Raw genomic sequence first — 15240 nt, 5'->3', positions numbered from 1 at the left:
AAAGTAAATTACTTAACATAGAGAGCATCTCATTGGACAAATAATTAATTATGTGAAACAATAATAACAGATAAGGAGACGTTAATTTTCCTTAAGTGCTTCGAATTAATTTTATTCAATAAGAGAAGGTGTGCTTAAAGAAGTTAAATTAAATAAGGAGCTGTTTTATTATATGCAACAAAATAATGATTTAAATTTTGAACCTCAAGACGTTAATATTGTCAATCCTAAACAAGCCAGGAAAGCAGTAATTGCTACTGGTATAGGGAACGCAATGGAGTGGTTTGACTTCGGATTATACGCGTATTTAGCGGTTATCTTAAGTCAATTATTCTTCTCAGGTGCTGATAATAGTGGATTGCAACTTGTACTTACATTCGGTACATTTGCAGCAGCCTTTCTCGTTCGACCAATCGGAGGTGTATTCTTTGGTAGAATAGGAGATAAGTACGGCCGAAAAATCGTGTTAAGTACTACTATTATTTTAATGGCACTTTCTACATTATTCATCGCATTACTACCAACCTATGAACAAATTGGTGTATGGGCACCAATACTACTTTTAGTTGCCCGGATGATTCAAGGCTTCTCTACAGGCGGCGAATATTCAGGAGCAATGGTTTATATCGCAGAATCTTCTCCAGATAAAAAGCGTGGTATACTCGGTAGTGGTCTTGAAATTGGAACACTCTCAGGTTACATTGCTGCATCGGTAATTGTTACCATTTTGACGTTATTGTTAACAGATGAGCAAATGCTCAGCTGGGGATGGCGTATTCCGTTCTTAGTAGCTGCACCAATTGGTTTGGTCGGTTTATACTTACGCCGTCATCTAGATGAATCTCCAATCTTTGAAGAGATGGAAAAAGCACAAGAGGAATCTGAAGACAATGAACAATTTTCATTTATGGATATTATTAAATATCACAAAAAAGACTTCTTATTAAGCACAGTAATTGTCGCCTTCTTTAATATTACGAATTATATGATTCTTTCGTATATTCCTTCTTATCTAACTCAAGTACTTAAAGTCAAAGAAACAACGGGCTTATTAATTATTTCTATTACGATGGCACTTATGATTCCACTAGCACTATATTTCGGTAAATTAAGTGATAAAATTGGTAATAAACGCGTCGTGCAAATTGGTTTACTTGGTTTAACTGTATTTGCAATTCCAGCATTTTTACTAATAGGTAACGGACATATTGCAGCTATATTTGCAGGTATTTTCGTACTAGGTTTCTTCTTAAGTGTATATGAAGGAACATTACCTTCATTATTACCATCACTCTTTTTCACTGATGTACGTTATCGAGCACTTTCGATCTCATTTAATATTTCTGTATCGATATTCGGTGGAACAACACCGCTCGTATGTTCATACTTAGTTCATGCAACTGGTAACCCGCTTGCGCCAGCATTTTATTTGACGGGTGTAAGTATTATTGGATTAGTTGTATTTAGTGTATTATTTGTTACGACTTCAGGGCGTGCGCTAAAAGGTTCATATCCTACAGTAGAAACGAAAAAAGAAGCACACCTAATCGCTAAAGAAGACCCTGAAGAAACACTTTGGTGGCATGAAGAGTCATTAGAAATTGAAGCAGGGAAGAATGCTTCCATTTAAAAAGCAACGTAGAAGTATAAAAAGACTCCTATGAATATAGGAGTCTTTTTGTTACGTTATTTCTTTCGTTTCTTCAAACTTTTCTGATAGGCATAAAGCTTATGAATCTCTTCCTTAAATTCATGCAGAAGTACAATGCTTTTACCATTTGAATAACGCACCGTATTATAAGCATCTATAATAATATCACTTTGAATATTTACATCTTCTTCATCATTTATTCTTTCTAGCCAAGCCTCAACAGTTTCTCCCCGTTTTCTATTTAAAGGAGGGGTTAACTTACTCTCTAGCTTGAAAATTTCCTTCCGAATTTCGTTATGCGGCGGTTTATTTCGTTTAAAACGATTTTGGTTCGTTCCTTCTTTATTAGTAATAATAGTAGATTCGAAGGCGGGCATATTTGGTAAACTGAATTGTTTTCGTTTTTTTACTATTTTCCAAACGACGTAAATAGCGATAGCTGTACATGCTATTATGGTAATGCTATTTATGAGTGTGGGGTCAAAATCAGGAAGTTTTTCCCCATTGTCTTCAATTTTAGGTTTTAAGAGATGCCCTTTACTTGCCCAAACCCCTTCAGTATCTTTCAATTCAGCTGCTATGAGAAATGGATTTATAACATAACCGACTCCTAACGCGACTACTTCTGTGATAAAGCTAAAAATAAGACGAATAAAAGGAAAAACTAAAACAAGTACTATACTCATTACACCAATCGTAATGATAGAAATGAAACGTAATAACTGTTGATTCCGATTTGCCCCAGTTAACCAAAATGTAATCATAATGTGTATAACTAATAGTAACAGCTTCCACAAAGGTGGAAAGGGCGCATAAAATATGGCTGAAATACTAAACCAAACAATACCGCCTAACGATTTTTGAACTGGATATCCTGGTCCGACTACATGTACGATAAAGAAGAAAAGCGGTAACATAATTGTGCCGAATAGAGAGAATGGGAGAAGGAAAGAACAACCAATTATTTGAGTAATGAATAGTATGACAAATCCGGTTGTTTTTTTATTCATAAATTTATGAATAAGAAATACGCCTATATAGCCTGTTGCTAAAAATATGGCAATAGCAACAAGGTCATCCCTTTCTGTTAATAATGAAAGGAGGAGAAGCAAAATAAAGTCATTAACGTGATAGAGCCAAGTTTTCAACCAATTCCACCATCCCTTCGCTATTAATGAGGAACGTTGGCTGCGAGAGAAGAGGGAGTTCATTTTTCTGTAAACCAATGTATATCATTGTAGACGAACGTTCTCTCTTTCTCGTTACATAATGAAGGAATCCTTGTTTCGGAAGTAACGTACTATCATCTGAAATACGTGCTAATTCTTCTAAAGCTTTTGCATATTGTGTTTGCCCTTCATGTAACGATAAATGTAATGCACCACCTTCTGCTAATACACTAATAAATAATTCAAACGGTATGTGATGCTTCGTTGCATATTGGCAAATGTATGTTGTGAATGAAATTAAATCTTCAACATTATCTTTCCAACCAAATCCACGATCGGCAGCTAAAGAAAGACAAATCGTCCAACTATAATTTTTTACAGGTTCAAATTGCTTCGCTTGTAATTCTTGCATTTTAGCAGATGCCTTCCAATGAATAGAGCGGAAAGACTCACGCTCATATCGCTTTACACCGATAATAGATGTTTCATCATTGTAAAAAGAAAAATTAGTTCGATAAGAACCAGTTAGAAGTTGCTGAAGTTCTTGCAAACCTGCTACTTCTTTAGGAGAAGGATACACAATAATTTCAGTTTTTAACTTATCGAAAACAGGTAAGTGTACATTTAATAAATGAAAAGGATCTTTTAAAACACATTCGAACTGTTCAATTTGAAACACACCACGTTTCGTTGCGGTTAATGTTAAATCCCATTTTTGCGCCGAATGTGCAGGTTGTGAAAATGGAAAAGAGAATAACGTTTTTGATATTCGTTCAATTCCTTGATCTTTATGCTGTATAAGAGACGCATCTAAATGAAAATAACAAACACTATTAACGAGAGGGATATGTGCACCGTTTTTCAAATGAATAAAAAACTTTCCAGATTCATCAGGGAAAAGCCGAGTTGTTTGTCTCTCGTTTATAACTTCAAATTTTTTCTCTATGTAAGCGACATATTTATAAATGAAAATCGCAAATAAATAATAGGAGAAAAAGAGAAACATTATAATTCGTTGCGGCATAAAAAACGTAAATAGTATAGCGCCTGGCACAGTTAGTTGAATAATATGGAGTTGAAAAAATAAAGGTACAGTTACAACACGCTGTCCATTCATGCTTGCTCAATCTCCACAGGTACGTCAACTTCTTTTAAAATACTTTGCATTATATCATTTTTAGTCGTGCGCAGGGCACCTTCCATTGATAAGACAATACGGTGATTCCAAACAGAAGGAGTTAAAAATTGTATATCTTCAGGGGTGCAATATTCTCTCCTGCGTAAGAAGGCTAATGCTTGAACTGCGCGCACTAAAGAAAGTGTGGCACGTGGGCTTACACCGTTAGCGATGTAATCGTGATTTCGAGTAGCTTGTGCAAGTTTAATTATGTAATGTTCTAACGGTTCTGATATGAAAATTTCTTTTATTCGTTTCTGTGATTCTAATATATCTTCTAAAGAGATAACAGGTGTGACACGTTCTAGCGGTATATCGTTACGAAAACGTCGCATCATTTGTAACTCATCTTCAGGAGTTGGATAACCGATTGAAATCGTCATTAAAAAGCGATCAAGCTGTGCATCTGGAAGAGGGAAAGTCCCTTGTGATTCAATTGGGTTTTGCGTTGCAATAACAAAGAACGGTTTTGGGAGAGGAGTAGACTGTTTTTCAAGCGTCACTTGTCGCTCTTCCATCGCTTCTAACAAACTAGATTGTGTTCTCGGCATTGCACGGTTAATTTCATCTGCTAGCAAAATGTTTGTCATAACGGGTCCAATTCTTAACTCAAATTCACTTGTTTTTGGGTTAAAGTATTCAATACCTGTTACATCACTTGGAAGTACATCAGGGGTAAATTGAACACGAGAAAAACTACCGCCAATACTTTTTGAAATGGTTTTCGCCAGTAACGTTTTCCCAGTACCAGGCACGTCTTCGAGTAGTACATGTCCATCAGCAAGCAGTGAAACAAGCAGTAGATCAATAACATTTTCTTTACCAACAAACACAGATCCTATGTTTTCTTTCAATTTATTTATCATATGTACCATTCCTTTCAGTATAAAAGAGCTAATATTTCTATATTTTAACGAATTATTCAGAAAATTGGTATCATTTTTTAATTCAAAGAAATAGATATTTAATTATTAAATTAAGCTTGCATATTTTGGAATATGATTATGCAATATCGGTATACGATGTATCGTGAGTCGATATATCATAAGGAGATGTATCGGAGGTAGTTATAATGAATGCGAAGGCGCAAAAATATATTCCGTTAACTGAGGCGACATACTACATATTATTGTCACTTGTAAAGCCAATGCATGGTTATGGAATTATGCAAATGGTAGAAGAGATGACAAATGGAGAAGTAAAACTCGGTCCTGGTACGTTATACGGGAATACGACGAAATTACTTAAAGAAAAATTAATTGTTGAAGTTGCCTCTACAGATAGAAAGAAGTGCTATGAGTTAACAACGTTTGGGAGAGAAGTGTTAGAGCTCGAGTATAACAGGTTACAGAGATCTGTAAGGAATGGGAATAGTATATTAGGGGAGTGAATGAGAGATGGAGACAAAGAAGGTATTTAAATTTTTCATGGCATGGAGTTTAGAAAAAGAAGAAGCTTTTTTACGGAAAATGCATCAAAAAGGTTGGGCGTTACAAAGGTATAATTTGTTGTATACGTTTAAGAAAACAGAACCGAAAGATGTAATATATAAAGCGGATTTTAGATTGGTTTATTGGGATTCAAAAGAAAAACAACAGGAGTACTTTGAAATATATGAAATGTCTGGTTGGAAACGTGTCACAAGTTTTACAAGATGGAATTATTTTTGTAAGGAAGTAGAGAAGGGAATTGAGTTACCTGACATATATTCAGAGAAGGACACGAAGGTGCAAAAAATGAAGGAATTATTACAATTTTTCGCATTAATTTCAATAACTATATTACCCTCAATGTATAGCGTATTTTTAAGTTCAACAGAATCAAGAGTGCCAATTTGGGCGAAAGTTATGACAGGGCTTGTAGGTTGTATGTATGCTTATTTCTTCATGAGAATTTTTTGGAAAATCAAGAAATTGAAAAGTGAAATATTATAATAAAGATTAGACTCTAGAAGAAGATAATGATGACAATGACATCATTATCTTCTTCTTTAATTTTTATGTAATTCTATTTTGTTAACTATTTTTTATATAATAAAAATATATATTTAATTCATAGAACTAACAGTTACAAAGATGATACTAGTAACAATACCTAAAAAAATCATAAATGAAGAAGAAATAATTAATAATAAAGAATTAGCAATAAATATCACTTTATTAGATTTTTGATTTTTAAAATGGTAATAAAGTAAAAGACCACAAATAGTAGAAACAATCCATATTGTTAGACCGTAAGGAGTCGTTATTTTTTCAAAATCGAAGATCCAAAAGTAAAAGATGACTATGTGGCAAGTTACTAGTAGAAATGTTGATGGAAGCATTATCTTTTTATTTAAAATCATTTGTTATCCCCCTCCTTATGTAAATATTACCAAAAGGGTGTGGGTTTTAATATATAATAAGGAAGAAATACATCTTTAATTAACTTATTAAATGGAAAAATCCCTTATAGAAAAATCTATTTCTACAAGGGATAATAATGTTTTTATTAGAAAGACTGATTTTGCGCAGGTTTAATAAATTGTTCTGGGTTTTCAACAAGTCCGCATACAGCACACTGGACACGGTATGTAGGTCCTTGATAGGCCATATGAAAAGCATTCATCGTTTCATTTGTGTATTCTTCTTCTACTTGACCAGTTTGTGGATTTAATTTGACTGGTTTTACTTGTTGTTCAAGAATATTAAAGCGAGTACGGTTCGTTTTACAGCTTGGACATAGCATTGGTTCCATATGTATACACCTCCATTTGTATCATTTCTTAAAATCTTTAATTTTATGCAAGCAAAAAACTTTCTCAATATAAATAGGTGTTTAATGTATTTAAAATTCAGAAAAAATAAAATATAATAAAAGCACGAACTGGTTATGTCCAAACCAAATCTCCTGTTTTATGCCAATAAGCTGGGGGGCCGAGAAATCGGCCTCATTTTTTTTGCTCATTACTACAAGGAACAAGGTTTTTGTGAGACTTTTGTCGAAATTTTAGGGATAGATATAAAGGGGGATGTAAAATGGATTTGAAAATGAAGTACATCATTTTATATGTAGAAAAGTTTGAGGAATGTTTAAAATTCTATAAAGATATTTTACAGTTACCTATAAAAGCAGAGCACGGTACATATATTGAATTTAATACTGGAACTACCATTTTAGCGATGAATACGCGGCAAGATGTGAAAGAATTAACAGGACTACCGCTTACAGAAGGTGAATTAAAGTCTTCTCATTTCGAATTAGGATTCGTTGTTGAGAATGTACAAGAAACGATTGAACAATTTAGAGAACAAGGAATCAAGATTTTAGTTGAACCTATTGTAAAACCGTGGGGACAAACAATTGCCTACATTGCTGATCCAGATGGAAATTATATTGAAATTTGCAGTTCATTAGAATAGAGGGAGAAAGAGAGATGGGATTTCCAAAACTAGAAACAGAACGTTTACTCTTAAGAGAACTTACACTATTAGATGCAGAAACGATGTTCCAATATTTTTCGAAAGAATCAGTTATACGTTATTTCGGAATGGATTCTTTTGAAAATATTGAGCAAGCGAAAACAACGATTCAAACGTTTAAAAATCGTTATGAAGAGGGCAGTGTATTTCGCTGGGGAATCGAGAAAAAAGGGACGGGCCAATTAATCGGAACGTGCGGATTTCATTTAATTAATAATAATCATAAACGAGCTGAAATTGGTTATGAATTAGATGATACATATTGGGGACAAGGATATGCATCGGAAGCATTACAAGCGATTTTAGCTTACGGATTTGAAATGCTGCAACTGATAAGAATCGCAGCGGTTGTATATGTAGAAAATAAAGCTTCTCAAAAGTTGTTAATAAAAGCAGGATTTCAAGAAGAAGGATTACTTCGAAAACATATGATTCAAAATGGAGTTGCTCATGATACCATTTTATATTCTTTATTAAAAGAAGAGTGGAAGAAGTAATGAGTACAAACGAACTTATAACGATTATGAAGAATCATAGGGAAAATAGATTCATTTTAGGTATAGATGGTTTAAGTCGTTCAGGAAAAACAACATTCGTAGCAAATTTAAAAGAAAATATGAAACAAGAAGGCATTCCGTTTCATATTTTCCATATTGATGATCATATAGTGGAGCGTAATCGACGCTATTATACAAACCATGAAGAATGGTATGAGTATTATTGTTTACAGTGGGATATTACATACTTGAGGCAGAAGTTTTTTCAGAAGTTACAACATGAGACAAAATTAATTTTGCCTTTTTATCAAGAGGAAACGGACTCATGTGAAATGAAAAAAGTACAGATTCCTATTGTAGGCGTAATTGTTATTGAAGGAGTTTTTCTGCAGCGAAAAGAATGGAGAGATTTCTTTCATTATATGGTCTATTTGGACTGTCCAAGAGAGACAAGGTTTCTACGTGAGAGTGAGGAGACACAGAAAAACCTTTCAAAGTTTGAAAATAGGTATTGGAAAGCAGAGGATTATTACTTAGAAATGGAATCGCCGAGGGATAGGGCGGATTTAGTCATTAAATGATTTGAACATAGAAGGTGAATAGAATGAATATTTTATGGGATTTTGATGGGACGTTATTTGATACGTATCCTGCATATACAATGATGCTTTCTGAAATATTAGGTGATTCAGTAGAAAAACAAGAAATATACAAAAACTTAAAAATATCATACTCTCATGCAATTCAGTATTATAATATTTCATGCGAGCAGGAAGAAAAGATTAAAGTTTTGAAGGGAAAATTCACGTCAAAAGATATGAAACCTTTTGCAGGTGTCGAAGAGGTTTTGAAATTTGCAAATAAAAATGTGATTATGACCCATAAACATAGGGAAGGGGTTATGGGCATTTTAAAATATTACGGCTGGGAAAAATACTTCGTAGATATGGTTACAATTGACGATGGCTTTCCTCGAAAGCCAAACTCTTTAGCTTATAATCATCTGCATAAAAAATACAATATTGATTTAGCTATTGGAGATAGAGAATTAGATTTATTACCTGCAAAAGAATTAGGTATTTCAACATGTATGTTTCAAGGTAATTGTGATGTAGCGGATTATTCTTTATCACATTACTCGGAGTTTTTTAAGGTAGTGAGTGATAGAGAGTTTTCTTTATAAAAAAAGTTATTAATAAAGACTGTATCTTTCATTTTAAAGGTACAGTCTTTATTTTTTAGAGCTATTATATACCAATTGCCGTGGATTAAAGAATGATTGTATATCTTTAGTAAAGAAATAGTCAGGTTAGTTGTTAGATAGAAATAAACTGACAGATAAAGTGATAGTGTCCGTTTTATCTGCTTTTTATCATAACCAAATTATGGTTATTCATGCTAATATAAACTCATAGCTATATAGAAGGGGTGGGATTAGTATGAAAACAGAAATAGTTCCTAAAAAGAAGTACAGTATAATAAGCTATATATCTTTACTCATCGGCATTTTGTGTTTTCTATTCGTTTTTATAACGCCAACAAGGATAGCGAATGCAGGTAATATAGTTGGAGATTATATTACAATTGCCCTGACAGGTGTAGGTATCATGCTTTCAATAATCACAATGACGAAAAAAACAGAGAAGAAGGGGATTGCAATCCTTTCATTAATACTGTCCTCATCATTTTTTATATTTTGGATCATAGCGATTATCCTATTGTTTACTGGTCAAATTAGTTTTGCGCCGTAATGTGAAATAAAAAGAGTCCTTTTCGTATGATAACGGGTATAGTTACGGGAGTGAAAATATAAAATAACATACAAATTAGGGATGTAAATCACTTATGATTTAGCATCCCTTTTTTTATTGTTCTTTCAGTGTTTAAGCGCTTTTATATAGTTAAATAGCGTTCTAAATAATAAGATAAATGGAAAATTTATGTTAAAATAATTATAGAGATTGTGAAAAAATGTTCTTAAACTAGCGTTCAGATTACTTTAAGAAGGTTTTTTCAAAGGAAATGGTAAATATCATATTTTGAAGGGGTGATTGTAGTGGATTAAGTGATTTTTTTAATCTTGGTTAAATACTTTGAAGATAGGGGTTTATAACTATGAATACAAAACTAATAATAGTAGAAGGGTTACCTGGATTTGGAAAATCAACCACTGCAAAGCTAATAAATGAAATTCTAAGCCAAAATAAAATTGAAGTTGAACTATTTTTAGAGGGAAATTTGAACCACCCAGCCGACTATGATGGTGTATCTTGTTTTAATAAATTTGAGTTCAATAGATTATTATCTAACAGTGGAGATTTTAAAGAAGTGCTCCTTAAGAAAGTTCTAAAAAAAGGAAGCAATTATTTATTACCATACAGAAAGATGAAAAATGAGTTTGGTGACCAGTTTTCGGACGAATTATTTAACGTTATTTTAAAAAATGATATATACGAATTACCATTCGATAAAAATGTTGAATTAATTGCTGACAAATGGAATGACTTTGCTGAAATCGCTCTAGAAGACAATAAGGTTTATATCTTTGAATGTTGTTTCATACAAAATCCATTAACTATTGGGATGATTAAATATGGTGAACAAAAAGAAAAAATAATAAATTATGTAATGAAAGTTGCAAAAATCATAGAGAATTTAAACCCAATGTTATTGTATGTAGAACAAGATAATCTTGAATTTTCATTTAGGAAGGCGTTAAAAGAAAGAACTCCAGAATGGTCCACAGGAATTATCGACTATTACACTAACCAAGGCTATGGGAAAGAACATCACCATTCAGGTGTAGAAGGAGCGATAAAAGTTCTTGAAGCTAGAAGGAATTTAGAATTAGAAATATTCGATATGTTAAAAATGAAAAAAGAAACAATCAATAATACAAAATATGAAATTGACTCATATAGGTCAATGTTAAAAGATAAGTTAGCCATACAAATGGTGAAATAGCTTTTTACACTAACTGGTGCTTTAGTTGAAGAAGGAAATAAAAAACGCTCAGAATATTTTCTGAGCGTTTTAGTTTGTTATTTCTAATGTTTATTAGCATTTTTCTCTTCCTAAACTGAACCCATTACTCGTATAAAGGACTCTTTTTATTCGGTATCTTTAGGTTGATATTCTAAAATATCCCCCGGTTGGCATTCTAATGCTTTACATATTGCTTCTAAAGTTGAAAAACGGACTGCTTTTGCTTTTCCATTTTTCAAGATAGAAAGGTTAGCCATTGTGATTCCAACCTTCTCCGAAAGTTCTGTTACACTCATTTTTCTTTTTGCTAACATTACATCAATATTAATAATAATTGCCATATTATTCACCTCAGACCGTTAAATCATTTTCTGATTTTATATCTATAGCATCTTTTAATAGTCTTTGGAGAACGGCAGCAAAGACCGCGATTACCATTGAAGCAAAAATCATAATCATTCCGATAATAATAATGCCAGGGGCATCATCTCTCTCTGCCACGAGATAGAAAAGTGGCATACCTAATACATATAATACACTAATTGCCAATGCGCTGTACTTAATATTTTTTAAAGCTTGAACAGATAACTCTGAGAATGCGTTGTTTTTATCAATATAGTTTAAAAGCTTAAATGTTTGGTACAGTGCGAAGTAATAAGGTATTGCTGTTGCGTATAAATTGATAAATACAAGATATTTAATATATGAAATATCTGGATATAATTCTGCGGCGAAATTTCCTATTTTAGGGACTAAAAAAATGCACATAGCAAGAACGGGGATTCCGATCAGAATCACAACGGTCTTTAAAAAGAGTGTGGATCCTTGTTTCATAAAAAGCACCTCATTTATTTATTATCTTATTAATTTAACATGAAATTTATTGTTTAACAATAAATTTTTATTCCTTTTAATCGAGGATTTATTGTTAAACAAGTAATTAATGAAAAGGATGCTAAATCTTTTTTATAAGATAGATGACACATACCGGTATTTAATTAAGGAAAGAAAGAGAAAGTAACTATTGTTAGCTTTATAAGAATTGGGAACTAATAAAACATATGTAGGTTGTGGAATGAAAAAGGAAATAAGGTGTATTGAAATGAATGCAAAGTTTATGGAGGAACAATCATGGTTAATTATGGTGTGAAGATGAAAAAATTACTATTAGTGGGAGCTATAATAGTAAGTGTATTAAGTACGGAAAGTATGATGAATTATCATGCGGCCAAAGCTAAGGTGAAAAAAGTAGAACACCAGCCTAAAAATATAATTATGATGGTTATGGACGGAACGAGTTCAACGGCGACAACATTGGCTCGCTGGTATAAAGGGGCACCGCTTACGTTAGATCAAATTGTAACAGGAGGTGTTCGTACGTTTTCGGCGGAATCAGCTATTACAGACTCAGCGCCAGCAGCAACAGCATTAGCAACTGGAAATAAATCGAATTCAGGATATGTAGGCGTACTACCTTCTATTGTAAATTCACCTAACTTAAAGCCAATAAAAGAAGAGGACAAGTTACGGCCGGTCGCAAACGTATTGGAAGGTGCAAAACGTACTGGCCGTGCAACTGGAATTGTTGCTACATCTGAAATTCAGCATGCTACTCCGGCGGGATTCTCGGCTCACCATGTCAATCGCAAGCAATTTGACGTAATTGCGAAGCAGCAAGTATATCAAAATATAGATGTCGTATTAGGCGGGGGAAAAGCGGCGCTGCTACCTATGAAAAGTAATGGAATCCGAAAAGATGGTGAAAATTTAGTAAAGGTGATTCAAGACAAAGGATACGATTTTGTTGAAACGAAAGATGCGTTATTGAACTCCAAATCTAATAAAATTTGGGGCTCTTTCTCAAATCATGCTCTTGCGTTTGATATAGATCGTATAGCAACAAATCCAGAACAACCAACACTTTCTCAAATGACAGAAAAAGCAATTCAAACATTATCAAAAGACAAAGATGGTTTCTTTTTATTCGTAGAAGGTAGTAAGCCTGATTGGGCAGCGCATGCTAATGATCCAATTGGGATGATTAGTGATGTATTGGCATTTGATGAAGCGGTAGCAAAGGCGTTACAATTTGCGAAGAAAGATGGGGATACGATGCTCATAGCTTTAACTGATCATGGTAACAGCGGTATCTCTATAGGGAATAGAAATACGACAAAAGGATACAATACTACACCGGTTTCTGCATACATTGATTCATTGAAAAAGGCGAAAATGACACTTGAAGGAACTATAAATAAACTGAAATCTGATTTATCAAATGTAGAAGATGTAGCTAAACTATACGGTTTGGATAATCTAACTCATGATGAAAAAGAAAAATTAAAAGCTGCAAAAAAGAAAATGGATGTAGGACGAATTCTTACTACATTATTGGCTAATCGTGCAAATATCGGCTTTACGACAGGAGGACATACAGGTGAGGATGTATTTTTACATTCTTATGGACCTCAAAAACCAGAAGGCTTAATCCAAAATACAGACATTGCGAAGACGATGGCGAAAGCGATGGGCTTTAACTTAGAAGAAGTAACGAATAAAATATTTTTAGAGAGTGAACAAGCCTTTAAGAAAGTCGGTGCAACTGTAACAGCTGACAAAACCGAAGGAGCAAACTCGTTACTCGTGGTAAAACATAATAAAGTAGAAGCACAACTATTTGGTAACAAAAATATAATTCGTATCAATGGTAAAGGGTATGAATTAGGAAGTATTATTGTAGAGAGTAATGGAAAGTGCTATGTACCAGAAGAAGCAATTCAACTATTTGTAAAGCATTCTCGTTAAAAAATTGCTAACCAGTTAAGCTAACTGGTGGCAATTTTTTGCGTTTATTCTAAATATAAGGGTTCGGATTGTTTTGGAAAGTTTTCCAGATGAGACTTGTATAAATGTTAAAGGGGAATTATATTTTTTTCTTACATTAAAAAATTTCGTTTTGTAGAATAGAGAATTTATACATATAGTAAAGTCTAATGTATTATCAATTAATATTTATGAAAAATATATTAATACTTTAGAATTTCTTTAATTTTCATTATTTCTTATTTAATATTATTCGTTATATTTATAATATGTTTATTTCAATTTATCGTATTGTAGCGCAGTTTCATATAATTATAAAGCAATCATCAAAATAAAATCTCCACTAGAGTAAATTTATTATTTTTTTGCGTCTTTTTTATCCCGCTATTTGCTGGGCAGTAAGACCCCCACCTCAAAATTCAGCGAAAGCAAAGAAGTTAGGTGGGGATCGGGCTGCCTGTAAAAGCCCGATTGGTGAGGGCTAATTAAAGTTTCACTTTATTTACGAAAATTATTATGCAGCTAAGAAAACTGTAGTTCATTGAATTAGAGGTATATTAGAATTTAGTTGAAGAAAGAGAGAGGGAATAAAATGAATATAGTGCACTTACGTCCTAAACAGCGGTCTAAGTATCGCATTATGCTAGGGACGTGGTATTACTCTACAAAGAGATACATTCAGTGGTTAGTAGACGGAAAAACATATGCAAAAAGGCTCCAACAAGAAAAGCTACCTTGTACAGCAATTCAGCACCGAACGATATTACTTCGTAAGCTCAAAGATGTAGATATGTGGTATCAACAGAATAAGGTTGTTAATTTGAAAATTGCTGTTAAAAAACTAAATGGTATCGTCATTAGACCAGGAGAAACATTTTCTTACTGGCGTTTAATAGGTAAGCCTACGAGGAAAAAAGGGTATGTAGAAGGTATGGTATTACACTACGGATCTTTTCAAACAGGTATTGGAGGAGGTCTTTGTCAGCTTTCGAATTTAATATATTGGATGACTTTACATACACCACTGACAGTAACAGAACGATATCGTCATAGCTTTGATGTCTTTCCTGATTCTAGGCGAACTCAACCGTTTGGGAGTGGAGCGACTTGTTCCTATAACTATTTGGATTTACAAATTAAAAATGAAACGGACCAACCGTATCAACTTCACCTTTATATGACAGATGAATATTTAGTTGGTGAATGGAGAACAGTCTATCCGCAACTTTATCAATATGAAGTGTATGAGAAAGAACACTCAATTCAACCTGCATACTGGGGCGGTTATATACGACATAATGTGATTCAACGTAAAGTATATAATCAACAGAAACAGTTAATAGAAGATCAATATGTAACGGAGAATCACGCTATAATGATGTACGAACCACTATTAGCTTGTAATAATGAGAATAGTGAGTAATGTGGTAATCCATAGATTAAATAGTATAGAAAATATTTAATTCTTATTTTTATT

18 protein-coding genes are annotated in these 15240 nt (G+C 33.2%); 11 read left to right on the top strand and 7 right to left on the bottom strand.

Annotated features, from left to right (window positions below; all coding sequences use genetic code 11):
• The first annotated feature begins 172 nt into the window (after positions 1 to 172).
• Positions 173 to 1630, top strand: coding sequence for an MFS transporter (locus DN400_RS21530; RefSeq protein WP_147801915.1), 1458 nt, complete (start codon positions 173 to 175; stop codon positions 1628 to 1630).
• Between the two features lie 56 nt (positions 1631 to 1686).
• Here the strand turns inward: DN400_RS21530 and DN400_RS21525 are convergent, their stop codons facing one another.
• Genes DN400_RS21525 through DN400_RS21515 form a run of 3 tightly spaced genes read right to left on the bottom strand, consistent with a single transcriptional unit; the run spans position 1687 to position 4863 of the window.
• On the bottom strand, positions 1687 to 2799 hold the full coding sequence (locus DN400_RS21525) for a DUF4018 domain-containing protein (RefSeq protein ID WP_023522311.1): 1113 nt from the start codon (positions 2797 to 2799) through the stop codon (positions 1687 to 1689).
• Positions 2774 to 3937, bottom strand: coding sequence for a DUF58 domain-containing protein (locus DN400_RS21520; protein WP_098366162.1), 1164 nt, complete (start codon positions 3935 to 3937; stop codon positions 2774 to 2776). The genes DN400_RS21525 and DN400_RS21520 overlap by 26 nt, the downstream gene beginning before the upstream one ends.
• Positions 3934 to 4863 (bottom strand): AAA family ATPase, encoded by a 930-nt coding sequence (locus DN400_RS21515; protein WP_098256230.1) that lies wholly within the window; start codon positions 4861 to 4863, stop codon positions 3934 to 3936. The genes DN400_RS21520 and DN400_RS21515 overlap by 4 nt, the downstream gene beginning before the upstream one ends.
• A 206-nt stretch (positions 4864 to 5069) precedes the next feature.
• On the opposite strand from DN400_RS21515, the gene DN400_RS21505 reads away from it, so the two are divergent.
• Both DN400_RS21505 and DN400_RS21500 read left to right on the top strand, forming a co-directional pair.
• Complete coding sequence (locus tag DN400_RS21505) at positions 5070 to 5387, top strand: PadR family transcriptional regulator (protein ID WP_000991893.1); 318 nt, start codon at positions 5070 to 5072, stop codon at positions 5385 to 5387.
• Between the two features lie 7 nt (positions 5388 to 5394).
• The gene (locus DN400_RS21500; protein ID WP_075719993.1) at positions 5395 to 5931 is read left to right on the top strand and encodes a DUF2812 domain-containing protein; all 537 of its coding nucleotides are present in this window, start codon (positions 5395 to 5397) and stop codon (positions 5929 to 5931) included.
• A 113-nt stretch (positions 5932 to 6044) separates the two neighbouring features.
• Here DN400_RS21500 and DN400_RS29975 read toward each other — a convergent pair whose 3' ends face one another.
• Together DN400_RS29975 and DN400_RS21490 are read right to left on the bottom strand one after the other, a co-directional pair.
• Positions 6045 to 6341, bottom strand: a complete 297-nt coding sequence (locus DN400_RS29975; protein ID WP_075720573.1) for a hypothetical protein — start codon at positions 6339 to 6341, stop codon at positions 6045 to 6047.
• A 146-nt stretch (positions 6342 to 6487) separates the two neighbouring features.
• A complete protein-coding gene (locus tag DN400_RS21490) occupies positions 6488 to 6733 on the bottom strand; it encodes a hypothetical protein (protein ID WP_000433609.1) in 246 nt (81 codons plus the stop codon).
• 281 nt (positions 6734 to 7014) lie between these two features.
• On the opposite strand from DN400_RS21490, the gene DN400_RS21485 reads away from it, so the two are divergent.
• From DN400_RS21485 to DN400_RS21460, 6 genes are all read left to right on the top strand, one after another.
• Positions 7015 to 7398 (top strand): VOC family protein, encoded by a 384-nt coding sequence (locus DN400_RS21485; RefSeq protein WP_000364497.1) that lies wholly within the window; start codon positions 7015 to 7017, stop codon positions 7396 to 7398.
• A gap of 14 nt (positions 7399 to 7412) precedes the next feature.
• Positions 7413 to 7955, top strand: coding sequence for a GNAT family N-acetyltransferase (locus tag DN400_RS21480; RefSeq protein WP_000506652.1), 543 nt, complete (start codon positions 7413 to 7415; stop codon positions 7953 to 7955).
• Positions 7955 to 8536, top strand: coding sequence for a kinase (locus tag DN400_RS21475; RefSeq protein ID WP_016512646.1), 582 nt, complete (start codon positions 7955 to 7957; stop codon positions 8534 to 8536). Before DN400_RS21480 ends, DN400_RS21475 begins: the two co-directional genes overlap by 1 nt.
• 23 nt (positions 8537 to 8559) lie before the next feature.
• Entirely contained in the window at positions 8560 to 9138 is a 579-nt protein-coding gene (locus DN400_RS21470; RefSeq protein ID WP_016512647.1) for an HAD-IA family hydrolase, read from the top strand.
• Positions 9139 to 9394: 256 nt separating this feature from the next.
• Positions 9395 to 9706 carry a hypothetical protein gene (locus tag DN400_RS21465; protein ID WP_000845548.1) on the top strand — a complete coding sequence of 104 codons (312 nt, stop codon included), beginning with the start codon at positions 9395 to 9397 and terminating at the stop codon, positions 9704 to 9706.
• Between the two features lie 364 nt (positions 9707 to 10070).
• Complete coding sequence (locus tag DN400_RS21460; protein WP_050844076.1) at positions 10071 to 10919, top strand: P-loop NTPase family protein; 849 nt, start codon at positions 10071 to 10073, stop codon at positions 10917 to 10919.
• A 146-nt stretch (positions 10920 to 11065) separates the two neighbouring features.
• On the opposite strand, the gene DN400_RS21455 is transcribed toward DN400_RS21460, so the two are convergent.
• Together DN400_RS21455 and DN400_RS21450 are read right to left on the bottom strand one after the other, a co-directional pair.
• Entirely contained in the window at positions 11066 to 11281 is a 216-nt protein-coding gene (locus DN400_RS21455) for a helix-turn-helix domain-containing protein (protein WP_000974623.1), read from the bottom strand.
• 10 nt (positions 11282 to 11291) lie between these two features.
• Positions 11292 to 11774: a DUF2975 domain-containing protein gene (locus DN400_RS21450; protein ID WP_000809125.1), complete on the bottom strand. Its 483-nt coding sequence runs from the start codon at positions 11772 to 11774 to the stop codon at positions 11292 to 11294.
• Positions 11775 to 12071: 297 nt separating this feature from the next.
• On the opposite strand from DN400_RS21450, the gene DN400_RS21445 reads away from it, so the two are divergent.
• Together DN400_RS21445 and DN400_RS21440 are read left to right on the top strand one after the other, a co-directional pair.
• A complete protein-coding gene (locus DN400_RS21445; RefSeq protein WP_097914129.1) occupies positions 12072 to 13745 on the top strand; it encodes an alkaline phosphatase in 1674 nt (557 codons plus the stop codon).
• A gap of 610 nt (positions 13746 to 14355) precedes the next feature.
• A complete protein-coding gene (locus tag DN400_RS21440; RefSeq protein ID WP_016081140.1) occupies positions 14356 to 15186 on the top strand; it encodes a VanW family protein in 831 nt (276 codons plus the stop codon).
• Positions 15187 to 15240: the final 54 nt, after the last annotated feature.

This window comes from Bacillus sp. AR8-1, from assembly GCF_008042345.1.
Lineage (GTDB): Bacteria > Bacillota > Bacilli > Bacillales > Bacillaceae_G > Bacillus_A > Bacillus_A cereus.
The sequence above is the reverse complement of the archived record's forward strand: the minus strand, read 5'-3'. Positions and strand labels throughout refer to the sequence as shown.